Origin of the sequence: Achromobacter sp. UMC71 (assembly GCF_014170305.1) — a bacterium.
In the GTDB taxonomy this organism is placed as follows: domain Bacteria; phylum Pseudomonadota; class Gammaproteobacteria; order Burkholderiales; family Burkholderiaceae_B; genus Achromobacter.
Map to the genome: position 1 here is coordinate 1 of NZ_LZZT01000016.1, position 13,987 is coordinate 13,987.

The window sequence follows — 13,987 nt, forward strand, 5'->3', positions numbered from 1 at the left end:
CTACGTGTTGGAGAACGGGCGCGTCGTACTGCAGGATACCGGGGCGAATCTGTTGGTCAATGATCAGGTGCGTAAGGCTTATCTGGGCGGCTGATCGGTTTGGTTTATTCCCCGCGAAGGGAAATTGGGCGTATCTCGTGAGAGTGCGCCTTTTTTTTGCTTGTTTGGTTTGTTTGTGTTGCCTGTTGTTCTTCGTAGCCCGTCTGGCAGCGCCACAATCCTCGAAACCCGTAGCCCAGGGGGGCCGGCGTACCGCGATCGCGCGCCGTCGATGCGCCCAAGGGAATCCGAAGGCAGCCGCCGGCAGGCGGCCACGAGGATGACGCAGGGGGGGGCCGCCGAGGCAAGTCCGGAGCGAAGGCTCCGGACCGCAATCGTTGGCGCGCGATCGCGGTACGCCGGCCCCCCTGGGCGACCTACGAAGAACAACAGGCAACACAAACAAACCAAACAAGCAAAAAAAAGGCGCACTCTCACGAGATACGCCCAATTTCCCTTCGCGGGGAATAAACCAAACCGATCAGCCGCCCAGATAAGCCTTACGCACCTGATCATTGACCAACAGATTCGCCCCGGTATCCTGCAGTACGACGCGCCCGTTCTCCAACACGTAGCCACGATCCGCCACCTGCAGCGCCTTATTGGCATTCTGCTCCACCAGGAACACCGTCACGCCTTGCTCCCGGATCTCGCGAATGATGTCGAAAATCTGCGCGATCACCAGCGGCGCCAAGCCCAGCGTAGGCTCATCCAGCAGCAACAACCGCGGCCGCGTCATCAACGCCCGCCCGATCGCCAGCATCTGCTGCTCGCCCCCCGACATCAGCCCCGCCCGTTGCGCCGAGCGCTCCTTCAAGCGCGGAAACAGACCATAGACATGATCGATGCCCGCCTGGATCTCGTCGCGCTTCAGGAAAAAGCCGCCCATCATCAGGTTCTCGGCCACCGTCAGGTCCTTGAACACCCGCCGCCCTTCAGGCGAAATGGCGATGCCATTGCGCATGATGTGGTGGGTATCCTTGTTCGTGATGTCCTCGCCCTCGAACGTGATCCTGCCTTCCTTGGCTCGCGGATTGCCGCAGACCGTCATCAGCAGCGTCGTCTTGCCGGCGCCGTTCGCGCCGATCAGCGTCACGATCTCGCCCTGGTTGACGTCCACCGATACCCCGTTCAGCGCCTGGATCGCGCCGTAGAACGTGTGTATGTTTTCCAGCTTAAGCATCATTCCTCCCCCAGATACGCCTTGATGACGCGCTCGTCGTTGCGCACCTGCTCGGGGGTGCCGGTCGTAATCGGCTTGCCGTGCTCCATCACCAGAATGCGGTCCGAAATGCCCATGATCAGGCTCATATCGTGCTCGATCAGCAGCACCGCCACGCCGAACTCGCGGCGCAGCTGGTCGATCAGCGACTGCAGGTCGCGCTTTTCCTGCGGGTTCAGACCCGCCGCCGGCTCGTCCAACATCAACAGGCGCGGCTTGGTGATCATGCAGCGCGCGATCTCCAGCCGGCGTTGGTGGCCGTAGGCCAGGTTGCCCGCCTCGCGGTTGGCATACTCGCGCAGCCCCATGAAATCCAGCCACTGCGCCGCGCGCGACAGCGCATCGGCCTCGGACTGGCGGTAGGACTTCAGCTTGAGCAGCCCCGGCAGCAGCCGCGACTCCACCTGCGTGTGCTGTGCCACCAGCAGGTTTTCCAGCACCGTGAGCTGCTTGAACAGCCGCACGTTCTGGAACGTGCGCACCAGCCCGTGGCGCGCCACCTTGTGGCTGGGCAGGCCCGTGATGGACTTGCCATCCATCACGATATCGCCTGCCGTGGGCGCGTAGAACCCGCCCACGCAGTTGAACACCGTGGTCTTGCCGGCCCCGTTCGGGCCGATGATGGCGAACACCTCGTCGGATTTGACTTCGAACGCCACGCTGTCCACGGCCAACAGGCCGCCAAAACGCATGGTCAGTCCGGATACCTTCAGCAATGCCTCGCTCATTTAGCCAGCTCCACGTGGGGACGCTTCATGGGCAACAACCCCTGCGGACGCCACATCATCATCAATACCATCACCAGACCGAACATCAGCATCCGGTACTCGGCGAACTCGCGCGCCAGCTCGGGCAACACCGTCAGCAGGATGGCCGCCAGAATCACGCCCACCTGCGACCCCATGCCGCCCAGCACCACGATCGCCAGGATCAGCGCGGACTCGATGAAGGTGAAGGATTCCGGGTTCACCATGCCCTGGCGGGCCGCGAAGAACGCGCCGCCGAAACCGGCGAAGGTGGCGCCCAGCGTGAACGCCGACAGCTTGATGCGGGTCGGGTTCAACCCCAGCGAACGGCAGGCGATCTCGTCCTCGCGCAACGCCTCCCAGGCGCGGCCGACCGGCATGCGGATCAGGCGCGTGGACACAAACAGCGTCACCAAGGCCAACAGCAGCGCCATCATGTACAGATAGATGACCATGTGCTGGTTCTGGAACGTCAGGCCAAAGAAGTCATGGAACGTCGTGCCCCCCTCCGTGCTGGCGCGGCGCGTCATTTCCAGACCGAACACCGACGGCTTCGGAATGCCCGAGATGCCGTCCGGACCGCCCGTCAGCGTGTTCAGGTTGATCAGCAACAGGCGGATCATTTCACCGAAGCCCAGCGTCACGATGGCCAGGTAGTCGCCGCGCAGGCGCAGCACCGGAAAGCCCAGCACGAAGCCGAACAGCGCGGCCATCGCGCCCGAGAACGGCAGCGCTTCCCAGAAGCTCCAGCCGCCCCAGTGGTACAGCAAGGCGTAGGTGTAGGCGCCGACGGCGTAAAAGCCCACGAAGCCCAGATCGAGCAGGCCGGCGAAACCGACCACGATGTTCAGGCCCAGGCCCAGCATCACGTAGATCAGCACCAGCGTGGCGATGTCCACCGAGCTGCGGCCGGCGAAGAACGGCCACGTGACCGCCACCGCCAGGATCAGGAACATCAGGAGCTTGTTGCTCTTGGCCGGCGCCGACGGCAGCGTCGGCAGGCCCGTCTTCAATTTCTGGAACGGCTTGGCGATCCAGGGACGCAGCAGCTGGAACACGAACACGACCGCGGCGGCCAGGGCCACCAGCGACCAATGCGATTCCATCGACGTGCGCGCGCCCTGACGGATCAGTTGCAGGCCGAAGACGGGGGTGACGATGACAGCGGTCAGCACCGCCGCCATCGTGGCGTTTTTCAGGTTGTTGTTCGACATCAGACTTTTTCCACCTCAGGTTTGCCCAACAGCCCGGTGGGACGGAACAGCAGGATCAGGACCAGCAGCGAGAACGCCACGATGTCCTTGTACTGCGACGAGATATAGGCTGCCGCGAACGTTTCGGCCAGGCCCAGCAACACGCCGCCCAGCATTGCGCCGGGGATGCTGCCGATGCCGCCCAGCACCGCCGCCGTGAAGGCCTTGATGCCGGCCAGAAAGCCGATGAAGGGATTGAGCTTGCCGATGGTGATGGCGATCAGCACGCCGCCCACGGCCGCCAGAATCGCGCCCATCACGAACGTGAAGGAGATGACGCGGTTGGTGTCGATCCCCAGCAGGTTGGCCATGTGCATGTCCTGCGAGCAGGCGCGGGACGCACGGCCCATGCGGGAATACTTGATGAACAGCGTCAGCGCCACCATCAGCACCACCGTCACCACGATGATCATGATGCGCGAATACGGCACCGTCACGTCGAAGTCGGATCCCATGTGGAATTGCACCGCGCCGGACACCAGCGACGGCACCGCCATGTCGCGTGCCCCCTGGCCCAGGGCAACCCAGTTCTGCAGGAAGATCGACATGCCGATGGCCGAGATCAGCGCCACCAGGCGGGGGCTGCCTCGCACGGGCCGGTAGGCCACGCGTTCGACCGAGAAACCGTAGATGCCGGTAACGGTAATAGCCACGAGCAGCATGGCCGCGATGATGAACGGTACCGGCAGGCCGCTGCCCGTGCCGATGGCCGTCAGGGTGACCAGGCCGACATAGGCGCCGATCATGTAGATTTCGCCGTGAGCGAAGTTGATCATACCGATGATGCCGTAGACCATTGTGTAGCCGATGGCAATCAACGCGTAGATCGCGCCCAGAGACAATCCATTGAAGAATTGCTGGGTAAGTTGGGGTATGAGGTCGGACATTATTTCTCTTGCTCCAAATAGTTCCGGCTCCGGTAGAGAGACCCGGAGCCGGAAACCTGGGCGTATTTTATAAGGGCCTGTCATCAGCGTCTGCCGGCCGCACAGCGCTTTTGGCGCATCGCTACGCGGATTACGGCACAACGACAACGACAGGCCCTTCACGCCGGCAACCGCGCCGGCGACAATCGCGGGAGTTTACAGCTGGGTCTTCTTGCCGTTCTTATCCCATTTGTAAACGGCGAACTCGAAGTTCTTCAGATCGCCCTTGGCGTCGTACTCGACCTTGCCGATGCCGGTGTTGAACGTGGTCTTGTGCATGTAGTCGGCCACCTTGGCGGGGTCTTCGCCCACCGCGGTGATGCTGTCGGCCAGGATCTGGACGGCGGCATAGGCCGGCATCTGGAAGGCGCCGTCCGGATCGCGCTTGGCGTCCTTGAAGGCCTTGACGATGCTTTCGTTGCCCGGCAGCTTGGTGAAGTCAGCCGGCAGCGTGACCAACAGGCCTTCGATGGCCGGACCGGCGATGGCCACCAGATCCTGGTTGGCCGTGCCTTCCGGACCCATGAACTGGACCTTCAGGCCTTGCTCGCGCGACTGGCGCAGCAGGAGGCCCAGCTCGGGGTGGTAGCCGCCGAAGTAGACCAGGTCGACGCCGGCCGACTTGAGCTTGGTGATGATGGCCGAGTAGTCGCTGTCGCCGACGTTGATGCCTTCGAACAGCGCGACGTTCACGCCTTCCTTGGTCAGGGTGTCCTTGACCTGGGTGGCCACGCCCGAGCCGTAGGTCTGCTTGTCGTGCAGCACGGCGACCTTCTTGGGCTTGAGGGTGTTGGCGATGTAGCGGGCAGCGTACGGACCTTGCTGGTCGTCGCGGCCGATCGTGCGGAAGAAGAAGTGCGGCTTGATGGTGTCGGTGACCAGGGGCGACGTGGCGCCCGGAGTGATGCCGACGATACCTTCCTGTTCGTACACGTTCACCGCGGCCACGGTCACGCCCGAGCATGCATGGGCTACGGCGAACTTGGCGCCGGAGTTGACCACGCGGTTGGCGGCCGGCACGGCTTGCTTGGGTTCGCAGCCGTCGTCGATGAGGATGGGTTCGAGCTTCTTGCCCTTGACGCCGCCCTTGGCGTTGATGGTCTCGATGGCAGTCAGCGCGCCAGCTTGGATCTGGTCGCCGTACTGCGTGTTGGGACCCGTCATGGGTTGCGGGATGCCGATCTTGATCGTATCGGCGGCGTGCACGGAACCTGCCAGGGCAAGCGCCCCAAATGCCATAGCTACCGGGGTAAGGCGATGCAGAAACTTCATGCGGAATTCTCCAGCAAGGTTGTGAGCGGCTCTGTTCGACCCGGTCTATCAGGTGGATACCCCGAAATCCGCATCGCCCGTCGCCGGCTTCTTGGGCAAAAACACAGTGTGGGCGGTATTCTGGAAGCAAGCAGACATACTGTCACTGCGTGTAATCCCCAATATTTCACGGCAAACTTTTAATCGTGACGCATTGGTGCGACAAGTCCGTGAAAACGCAGGAGAAATCCGCGTGACGCCTTGGAAAGCCACTGGCGCCAGCGGGTAAATCGTGGCGGGTGATTTATATGAATAATCATTGATACGCCGTTTGATCGCGCGTTTTCACACAGTACTTACGCGAGCCTTACGGATAATGATTATCCCGTTAATAATCCCGGACGATTTTCGACAATAAAATCAGGCGTTGGCCGGTTTGGCCAGATTCCACATCAGAGCGCGGAATGGCGCCAGCATGCTGATGTTGACCGCCAGCTTCACGGCCAGGTCGCCCGCCATCCAGGTGACCCACGGCGCGCCGGTGGCGGCAAACGCCACGCTGAAGAACACGGCCGTGTCCAGCACCGCACCCAGCACCCCGGATACCAGCGGCGCGCGCCACCAGCGCTGGTCGCGCAGGCGGTCGAACACCTGGATGTCGACCAGTTGCGCGCAAATGTACGCCAGGCCCGAGGCCAGCGCGATGCGCGGCGAGGCGACCCACACCGACACCGCCAGGGCCGCGGCGAAACCGAACCACGCCACGCGCCGCGCGGCGGCCGGGCCGAAACGGCGGTTCAGCACGTCGGTCACCAGGAAGGCAACCGGATACGACAGGCCGCCCCAGGTCAGCCAATTGTTCAGCGGCACCTGCACCAGGATGTTCGAGCCCACTACCACCAGCAGCATGCACAGCACGGCAATGCCGAACTGCGCCCGGCTCATGGGCGCGAAGCGCGAGACCGCCTGGTTCATTTGCCGAACTCCTCGGCCAGCTCGCGCGAGCGGCGTGCGGCCGCGGCCATGGCGTCTTCGACGATGCCGGCAAAGCCTGCGGCATTGAACGCGGCCAGCGCCGCGGCGGTGGTGCCGCCCTTGGACGTGACCCGTTCGCGCAGGAGCGAAGGCGGGTCGGACGATTCCGCCGCCAATTTCGTGGCGCCGGCAAACGTGCCCAACGCCAGTTGGCGGGCCTGCTCGGCGGTCAGGCCGACTTTCTGGCCGCCCGCGATCAGGGCTTCGAGAAACAGGAACACATAGGCCGGGCCGCTGCCGGACAAGGCGGTGACGGCATCCAGCGCGGCGTCGTCGGCCACCCAGACCACCTCGCCCACGCTGCCCAGCAGGGTCGCGGCCAGTTCGCGGTCTTCCTGGCCCACTCCGTCCAGCGCGGCCAGGCCGGTGATGCCGGCGCCGACCAGCGCCGGCGTATTGGGCATGCAACGCACCAGACGGCGCCACGGCGCGCCCGGCGACCCCAGCCATCCGGCCAGTGTATCGGCGCGGATGCCGGCTGCCACGCTTACCACCAACGTGTCGTCTCGCAACCACTGACGCGTGGAAGCCACAACGTCTTTCATGTTCTGTGGCTTGACCGCGAACACCCATACGCGGCAGGCCGCCAGGGCCTCGCCGGGAGCCGTCGCGGTGGTCATGCCGCGGGCCTGCCAGGAGGCGTGGGAATCCTGGTTAATGTCAATGACATGGATGCTGCCGGCGGGGCATACTTTGCCAGCCAGTCCGGAGGCCAGAGCGGAGGCCATATTGCCACCGCCGATGAACGCAATCGAAAGTTCGTTTTTCATAGGAAGCGATTGTAAACCGGCAGGCTCACCCTGGAAAAAAAAGAAAATGTTCGTTCGCGCCTAAAACGCGCAATTTGACAGGCGTTTTAAGTGATGTGAAAGTCACGGTTTTGTCACAAACAATTCATAAGGTGACGTGTTTTCCGCGCCGGGACAACCCCTTGCGCGATACACGCCCAACTGGAGGAAACCTCTCATGCGATCCCACCGAATTGCCCTCACCTTCGCCGCCGTCATGGCGGCGTTTTCCGGCGCTTCCGCGCAGGCAGCTACCGAAATCACGTTCTGGCACTCGATGGAAGGCGCGCTGGGCGACCGCGTGAACGGCCTGGTCGAAGAGTTCAACAAGAAGAACCCCGACTACCAGGTCAAGGCCGTCTACAAGGGCAACTACGGCGAATCGATGAACGCCGGCATCGCCGCGTTCCGCGCCGGCAATGCTCCGGACATCCTCCAGGTATTCGAAGTCGGCACCGCCACCATGATGTACGCCAAGGGCGCCATCAAGCCGGTGCAGCAGATGTCGGAAGAAGTCGGCAACCCGATCGATCCGAAGGAATTCATCGGCGCCGTGGCCGGCTACTACTCGTCGGCCGACGGCAAGCTGGTGTCGATGCCCTTCAACAGCTCGACCGTGGTGTTCTACTACAACAAGGACGCCTTCAAGAAGGCCGGCCTGGACGCCGACAAGCCGCCCAAGACCTGGGAAGAGCTGGCCGCCGCCGGCCAGAAGCTGAAGGCCGCCGGTCAGGAATGCGGCTACACCACGTCGTGGCCGTCGTGGGTCCAGCTGGAAACGTTCTCGGCCTGGCATAACGTGCCGTACGCCACCAAGGACAACGGTTTCGGCGGCCTGGACGCCCGCATCGCCATCAACACCCCGCTGCACGTGCGCCACCTGGAAAACCTGGCCAAGCTCGGCAAGGAAGGCATCTTCATGTACGGCGGGCGCGGCGACGAGCCGAACTCGCTGTTCATCAGCGGCAAGTGCGCCATGATCACCGGTTCGTCCGGCCTGCGCGCCAACATCGCCAAGAACGCCAAGTTCGAGTTCGGCACCTCGACCGTGCCCTACTACGCCGACGTGCAAGGCGCGCCGCAGAACACCATCATCGGCGGCGCTTCGCTGTGGGTCTTCGCCAACAAGAAGCCGGAAACCTACAAGGGCGTGACCGCGTTCTTCAAGTTCCTGGCCAGCCCCGAAATCGCCGCCCGCTGGCACCAGCAGACCGGCTATGTGCCGGTCACCAAGGCTGCCTACGAGCTGACCAAGAAAGACGGTTTCTATGACAAGAACCCGGGCACCGAAGTCGGCGTCAAGCAGCTGAACGTCGAAACCACCGCGCAATCGCGTGGCCTGCGCCTGGGCTTCCTGCCGCAGATCCGTGAAATCGAAGACGCTGAAATCGAACGCATCGTGTCCGGCAAGGTTGCGGCCAAGGACGGCGCCGAAAACATCGTCAAGCGTGGCAATGAACTGCTGGAAAAGTTCGAGAAGAGTGTAAAGTAACGCCCTTTCCGGGCCCTTGACGCGCCCTTTGCTTGCGAATTTTGCTTTCGCGACAAGGACTTGCAAGGCGCCCGGCACTAGCGAACGAGGCTTAAAGCCCTGGTTTTTTTAGGGCTTTAAGCCTATCGTGTTTTCATGAGTACCCATTAGGTCCCCCCAATGGAAAAACGTGTTGTCTTCGGGCATAAGACCTTGCCCTATCTGCTGCTCCTGCCGCAGCTCATCATTACCGTGGTCTTCTTCTTCCTTCCCGCCGGACAAGCCATGTGGCAGTCCATGCGCCTGGAAGATGCTTTCGGCTTGTCGTCCGAGTTCGTCGGCTTCGACAACTTCATGGAACTGTTCTCGCAACAGGCCTATCTCGATTCCTTCCGCGTCACCGCCGTGTTCTCGATCCTGGTGGCGGTGGTCGGCCTGGGCGTGTCCTTGCTGCTGGCCGTCATGGCGGACCGCGTGATCCGCGGCGCCGGGCTCTACAAGACGCTGCTCATCTGGCCCTACGCCGTGGCGCCCGCCGTCGTCGGCGTGCTGTGGCTGTTCATGTTCTCGCCTTCCGTGGGCATCCTGGCCGTGGCGCTGCGCAAGTCCGGCGTAGACTGGAACCCGCGCCTGGACGGCAACCAGGCCATGATCCTGGTGCTGGTCGCCGCCGTGTGGAAGCAGGTCTCGTACAACTTCCTGTTCTTCCTGGCCGGCCTGCAATCGATTCCGCGCTCGCTCATCGAAGCCGCCGCGATCGATGGCGCCAGCCCCGCGCGCCGCTTCTGGAGCATCGTGTTCCCGCTGCTCTCGCCCACCACGTTCTTCCTGCTGGTGGTCAACATCATCTATGCCTTCTTCGACACCTTCGCAGTGGTGGACACCACCACGCAGGGCGGTCCGGGCACGTCGACCTCGATCCTGGTCTACAAGGTGTACAGCGACGGCTTCCGCGGCCTGGACCTCGGCTCGTCCGCGGCCCAGTCGGTGGTGCTGATGTTCATTGTGGTTGCCTTGACGGTCGTGCAGTTCCGCTACGTCGACCGCAAAGTGCAGTATTGATTTTGTTCGAGGCTAATAACAATGGTTGAACGCCGTCCCTGGCTGGATATTCTGGCCCACGTCATCCTGCTCTGCGGCGTGGCGATGGTGGCATTTCCGCTTTACGTCACTTTCGTCGCGTCCACCCAGACCGCCCAGGAAGTCGCGCAAGCGCCGATGTCGCTGATCCCCGGTCCGCATTTCGTCGACAACTACATGCAGGCGCTGTTCGGCGGCTCGTCGGGCGGTTCGTCCGGCGCGCCGGTCGGCCGCATGATGTACGTCAGCCTGATCATGGCGCTGGCGATTTCCATCGGCAAGATCGCGATCTCGCTGCTGTCTGCCTTCGCGGTGGTGTATTTCCGCTTCCCCGGCCGCATGTTCTTTTTCTGGATGATCTTCGTCACGCTGATGCTGCCGGTCGAAGTGCGGATCGCGCCCACCTACAAGGTGGTGGCCGACCTGGGCCTGCTCAACAGCTACGCGGGCCTGACCCTGCCGCTGATCGCGTCGGCCACGGCCACGTTCCTGTTCCGCCAGTTCTTCCTGACGGTGCCGGACGAACTCATCGAAGCCGCGCGCATCGACGGCGCCGGGCCCGTGCGGTTCTTCCGCGATGTGCTGCTGCCGCTGTCCAAGACCAGCATCGCCGCGCTGTTCGTGATCCAGTTCATCTACGGCTGGAACCAATACCTGTGGCCGCTGCTGGTGACCACGCAGGAAGACATGTACCCCGTCGTCATCGGCATCAAGCGGATGATCAGCGGCGGCGACAGCGTCACCGAATGGAACATCACCATGGCCACCGCCATGCTGGCCATGATTCCGCCGGCGCTGGTCGTCATCCTGATGCAGAAATGGTTCGTCAAGGGTCTGGTCGACACTGAAAAGTGACGCTCGCCCGCTATCGCCCACCCGACAACGACTCCGAATACGAATAACTCATGGCTACTCTCAGCTTTCGCAACGTAAAGAAAACCTATGCCGGCAATGTGCCGGTCATCCATGGCATCGACATGGATGTGAAAGACGGCGAATTCATCGTCATCGTCGGTCCGTCCGGCTGCGGCAAGTCCACGCTGATGCGCATGGTCGCCGGCCTGGAAACCGTGACCAGCGGCGAGATCGTGATCGATGACAAGGTCGTCAACACCCTGGAGCCGGCCGAACGCGATATCGCGATGGTGTTCCAGAACTACGCGCTCTACCCGCACATGACCGTGTTCGAGAACATGGCCTACGGCTTGAAGATCCGCAAGTTCTCCAAGGACGAGATCAAGAAGCGCGTGGACATCGCCGCGCAGATCCTGGAGCTGGGCCACCTGCTGGACCGCCGCCCACGCGCCCTGTCCGGCGGCCAGCGCCAGCGCGTGGCCATGGGCCGCGCCATCGTGCGTGAACCCAAGGTCTTCCTGTTCGACGAACCGCTGTCGAACCTGGACGCCAAGCTGCGCGTGGCGATGCGCCTGGAAATCATGAAGCTGCATCGCCGCCTGGGCACCACCAGCCTGTACGTCACGCACGACCAGGTCGAAGCCATGACGCTGGCGCATCGCATGATCGTCATGTACCAGGGCGTGCCCGAGCAGATCGGCACCCCCATGGAAGTGTTCGAAAAGCCCGCCTCGACCTTCGTGGCCGGCTTCATCGGCTCACCGCCCATGAACCTGATGGAAGTGAACGTGTCCGGCGACGGTACGGTACAGACCGCCGACGGCCTGGCGCTGGAGATCTCGCCGCTGCAGGTGCCGGCGCAGGTGCGCGGCCGCAAGATCATCATGGGCATGCGCCCCGAGCACATGCTGCTGAACACGCAGGGCGTGCCGGCTGAAGTCGAGATGGTCGAAACGCTGGGTTCCGAACAGCTGGTGCACTGCCGCTGCGGCAAGACCACGCTGGTCGTGCGCTGCACCACCCGCCAGTTGTCCGAGTCCTCGGCCAAGGTGGGCGATCGCGTCAACGTCGGCCCGGACGGCCGTCACCCGCTGCACTGGTTCGAGGCCGATACCGGCCGCCGCGTGCAAGGCCTGTAAGTCCTTCCTGGCGGCGCCCGCGGCATACTGCCCGCCGGGGCCGCCTCCCCTTCCCCCCTCCGGGCAAGGTCCTTACTCTTAGTACGTGTACGTCACCGCCGTGCCAACCGAATACTGGTTGCGGTCCTTCACGATCGGGCTGTCGGCCGCGTCGCCGTAAAGGCGGCGCGCTTCGGCCATGACCGACCACGACCATTCCTTGCTGAGCGGCAGCGCCCAGGTCGCGCCCAGGCCCACGCTTTCCAGCCCGCCCTTGGGGTTGTAGCGGCGATAGCCCGATTTCTGCGACTGGCGGTCGCTCACGCCGTACCAGGTGCGCATGTAATTGCCATCGCCGAAGTTGCCCGTCAATGCCAGCGACAGCGAGCCGGCCGAACCTTCGTACACCGTGGTGCTGGCGCCCAGGTTGAACAGCGTGTAGGCGCTGCCCACGTCGCGGTCATCGCCCTTCTTGAAGGCGTGCGCCACGGTGGCCGACAGCGTGACCGGGCCGAGCGTGGTCTCGGCGTCCATGCCGATCTGGGCACGGCTCTTGATGTCACCCAGGCCGCGAAGCTTGTTCGAGCCCTGGAAGCCGCTCTTGTGGTCCTTGCGCGATGCACTGGGCGCGACGTAGAAGCGGAAGGTGCTGCTGAGCGCCTGCGTTTCCCAGCCCAGGCCGTGCGCCGTGTCCAGGAAGAAACCGCCCGGGCTGCGGATGCCCAGCCCGAACACCGGCAGCGCCGAGCTTTCATCGCTGCCGCTGTAGCGCGGCGCATAGCCCACGCCCAGGGTGCCGTAGAACTTCCATTCGTCGGCCGGCTTGTCCGTGCCGGTAGGCACATCGATGCCGCGCGAACTGGCGCCGCGCGAGCTGTAGACCGAGTTGTCGGCGACCAATTCGCCGGCGGCGGACGACACGGCCGGCAGACACGCCAGCAAACACACTGCGCCGGCGCGGCGCGGCAACGAGGACAGAGCGGGATATCGCTTCATAAGTACATCCAGGAAACGAGGTTGAGGGGAAAAACTCGGGTGCGCCGCGGCCACGCGGCGCGAATTTACTCTTGCGCCGGGCCTTGCTTGGCCTGGCGCATCAGATTCATCGCCAGGCTGGAGACCGAGGCCACCAGGGGTTCGGACGTGTCGGCATTGCTCATCACCAGCACCGCCAGCTTTTCGCGCGGTGCCAGCACCCAGCGCGCATGGAACGCTTCGGTCGCGCCGCTGTGCTCGCGCAGCGCGTCGCCGGCGATGTAGTCGGCGTCGCACGGCGCGGCCAGCCAGGACAGCGCCAAGCGGCACTCCAGGTCCATGCCGTTGGCCACGGTTTCGAGGTTCAGCACGGCGCTGGCGGACTCGTCTTTCAGGACACGGCGGCCCTTGTAGGTGCCGCCAGCGAACAACATGCTGGAAAAGCGCGCCATCTCGGCGGAGCTGGCCCACAGGCCGTCGGCGGCCTCGTTGGACTGCGGCGCTTCCACCCAGGGCACGCCGCGGCGGTAGCCGGACGCGCGCAGCTCGCGCGACTCGTCGTGCTCGACGGCGAGCCGGAAGCCCGTGCGGGGAATGTTCAGGGGTTGCAGCAGCGTGCGCCGCACATAGGTGTCAAAGGGCTCGTCGGCCGCATGCGCGATCATGTCGCCCAGCAAGGCATAGCCCATATCGGCGCGGGCCCGGCCCATGGTGTCTTCCAGCGTGTCCGGGCGCAGCGCCAGCAGGCGCCGCGCGGTGAACGGATACGAGCCCATCCACTGCATGGCGGCGCGGCGCGGTTCGAATTCCCATTGCGGCAGCGCGTCGCCGGCCGGGCTGTCGAGCGACAGGCGGCCATCCTCGGCGGCGCGCAGCACGCCGGCGGCGGTCACGACCTTGGACAACGCGCCGACCCGGTACAGCGTGTCACCGGTGGCGCTGCGGTGGCGCGCGGCATCGGCGTAGCCGAAGCCCGTGGCCCAGACGATGCGCTGATCGTCGACGATGGCGATCGACAGGCCCGGCACCCGTTGCTCGCCCATGTCGTGGGCGATGCGCTGCTTCAGGTACGCCACCACCGCCGGGTAATCGCCCTTGGCGATGGCGGGCGGCGCGGCCGGGGCCATGCCCTGGCAACCGCCTGCGGCGATCAGGAGCATGGCGACGGCGGCCAGGCGGGTAAGCGAAAACATGACGGGCGCAATTTCCTCTTGGAAGAACTGCCGTC

The 13,987-nt window shown here is 63.9% G+C and carries 13 protein-coding genes and 1 pseudogene; 5 read left to right on the top strand and 9 right to left on the bottom strand.

What is annotated here, in order from left to right:
• Nucleotides 1-94: pseudogene (locus A9974_RS08445) on the top strand (branched-chain amino acid ABC transporter ATP-binding protein); the annotation flags it as partial.
• Nucleotides 95-520: 426 nt separating this feature from the next.
• Here the strand turns inward: A9974_RS08445 and A9974_RS08450 are convergent.
• From A9974_RS08450 to proC, 7 genes are all read right to left on the bottom strand, one after another.
• Complete coding sequence (locus A9974_RS08450; RefSeq protein WP_183003670.1) at nt 521-1,222, bottom strand: ABC transporter ATP-binding protein; 702 nt, start codon at nt 1,220-1,222, stop codon at nt 521-523.
• A complete protein-coding gene (gene livG, locus A9974_RS08455; protein ID WP_049073551.1) occupies nt 1,222-1,989 on the bottom strand; it encodes a high-affinity branched-chain amino acid ABC transporter ATP-binding protein LivG in 768 nt (255 codons plus the stop codon). Before livG ends, A9974_RS08450 begins: the two co-directional genes overlap by 1 nt.
• Nucleotides 1,986-3,221, bottom strand: coding sequence for a high-affinity branched-chain amino acid ABC transporter permease LivM (locus tag A9974_RS08460; RefSeq protein ID WP_025140818.1), 1,236 nt, complete (start codon nt 3,219-3,221; stop codon nt 1,986-1,988). Before A9974_RS08460 ends, livG begins: the two co-directional genes overlap by 4 nt.
• Entirely contained in the window at nt 3,221-4,147 is a 927-nt protein-coding gene (gene livH, locus A9974_RS08465; protein ID WP_175193503.1) for a high-affinity branched-chain amino acid ABC transporter permease LivH, read from the bottom strand. The genes A9974_RS08460 and livH overlap by 1 nt, the downstream gene beginning before the upstream one ends.
• Before the next feature lie 195 nt (nt 4,148-4,342).
• Nucleotides 4,343-5,458 (bottom strand): branched-chain amino acid ABC transporter substrate-binding protein, encoded by a 1,116-nt coding sequence (locus tag A9974_RS08470; protein WP_183003671.1) that lies wholly within the window; start codon nt 5,456-5,458, stop codon nt 4,343-4,345.
• A 399-nt stretch (nt 5,459-5,857) separates the two neighbouring features.
• The gene (locus A9974_RS08475) at nt 5,858-6,412 is read right to left on the bottom strand and encodes a queuosine precursor transporter (protein WP_183003672.1); all 555 of its coding nucleotides are present in this window, start codon (nt 6,410-6,412) and stop codon (nt 5,858-5,860) included.
• Nucleotides 6,409-7,242: a pyrroline-5-carboxylate reductase gene (proC, locus tag A9974_RS08480; RefSeq protein ID WP_183003673.1), complete on the bottom strand. Its 834-nt coding sequence runs from the start codon at nt 7,240-7,242 to the stop codon at nt 6,409-6,411. Before proC ends, A9974_RS08475 begins: the two co-directional genes overlap by 4 nt.
• Nucleotides 7,243-7,438: 196 nt before the next feature.
• Between proC and ugpB the strand changes: the two genes are divergently transcribed.
• The 4 genes from ugpB (at nt 7,439) to A9974_RS08500 (ending at nt 11,805) form a co-directional block, all read left to right on the top strand.
• Nucleotides 7,439-8,752: a sn-glycerol-3-phosphate ABC transporter substrate-binding protein UgpB gene (ugpB, locus tag A9974_RS08485; RefSeq protein ID WP_183003674.1), complete on the top strand. Its 1,314-nt coding sequence runs from the start codon at nt 7,439-7,441 to the stop codon at nt 8,750-8,752.
• A 159-nt stretch (nt 8,753-8,911) separates the two neighbouring features.
• Nucleotides 8,912-9,793 carry a sn-glycerol-3-phosphate ABC transporter permease UgpA gene (gene ugpA, locus A9974_RS08490; RefSeq protein WP_183003675.1) on the top strand — a complete coding sequence of 294 codons (882 nt, stop codon included), beginning with the start codon at nt 8,912-8,914 and terminating at the stop codon, nt 9,791-9,793.
• 21 nt (nt 9,794-9,814) lie between these two features.
• Nucleotides 9,815-10,666 (top strand): sn-glycerol-3-phosphate ABC transporter permease UgpE, encoded by an 852-nt coding sequence (gene ugpE / locus A9974_RS08495; RefSeq protein WP_056561049.1) that lies wholly within the window; start codon nt 9,815-9,817, stop codon nt 10,664-10,666.
• A gap of 50 nt (nt 10,667-10,716) precedes the next feature.
• Nucleotides 10,717-11,805 carry a sn-glycerol-3-phosphate import ATP-binding protein UgpC gene (locus A9974_RS08500; protein ID WP_183003676.1) on the top strand — a complete coding sequence of 363 codons (1,089 nt, stop codon included), beginning with the start codon at nt 10,717-10,719 and terminating at the stop codon, nt 11,803-11,805.
• Nucleotides 11,806-11,883: 78 nt separating this feature from the next.
• Here the strand turns inward: A9974_RS08500 and A9974_RS08505 are convergent, their stop codons facing one another.
• Both A9974_RS08505 and A9974_RS08510 read right to left on the bottom strand, forming a co-directional pair.
• Complete coding sequence (locus A9974_RS08505; RefSeq protein ID WP_255468098.1) at nt 11,884-12,780, bottom strand: MipA/OmpV family protein; 897 nt, start codon at nt 12,778-12,780, stop codon at nt 11,884-11,886.
• Between the two features lie 65 nt (nt 12,781-12,845).
• On the bottom strand, nt 12,846-13,952 hold the full coding sequence (locus A9974_RS08510) for a serine hydrolase (RefSeq protein ID WP_183003677.1): 1,107 nt from the start codon (nt 13,950-13,952) through the stop codon (nt 12,846-12,848).
• Nucleotides 13,953-13,987: the final 35 nt, after the last annotated feature.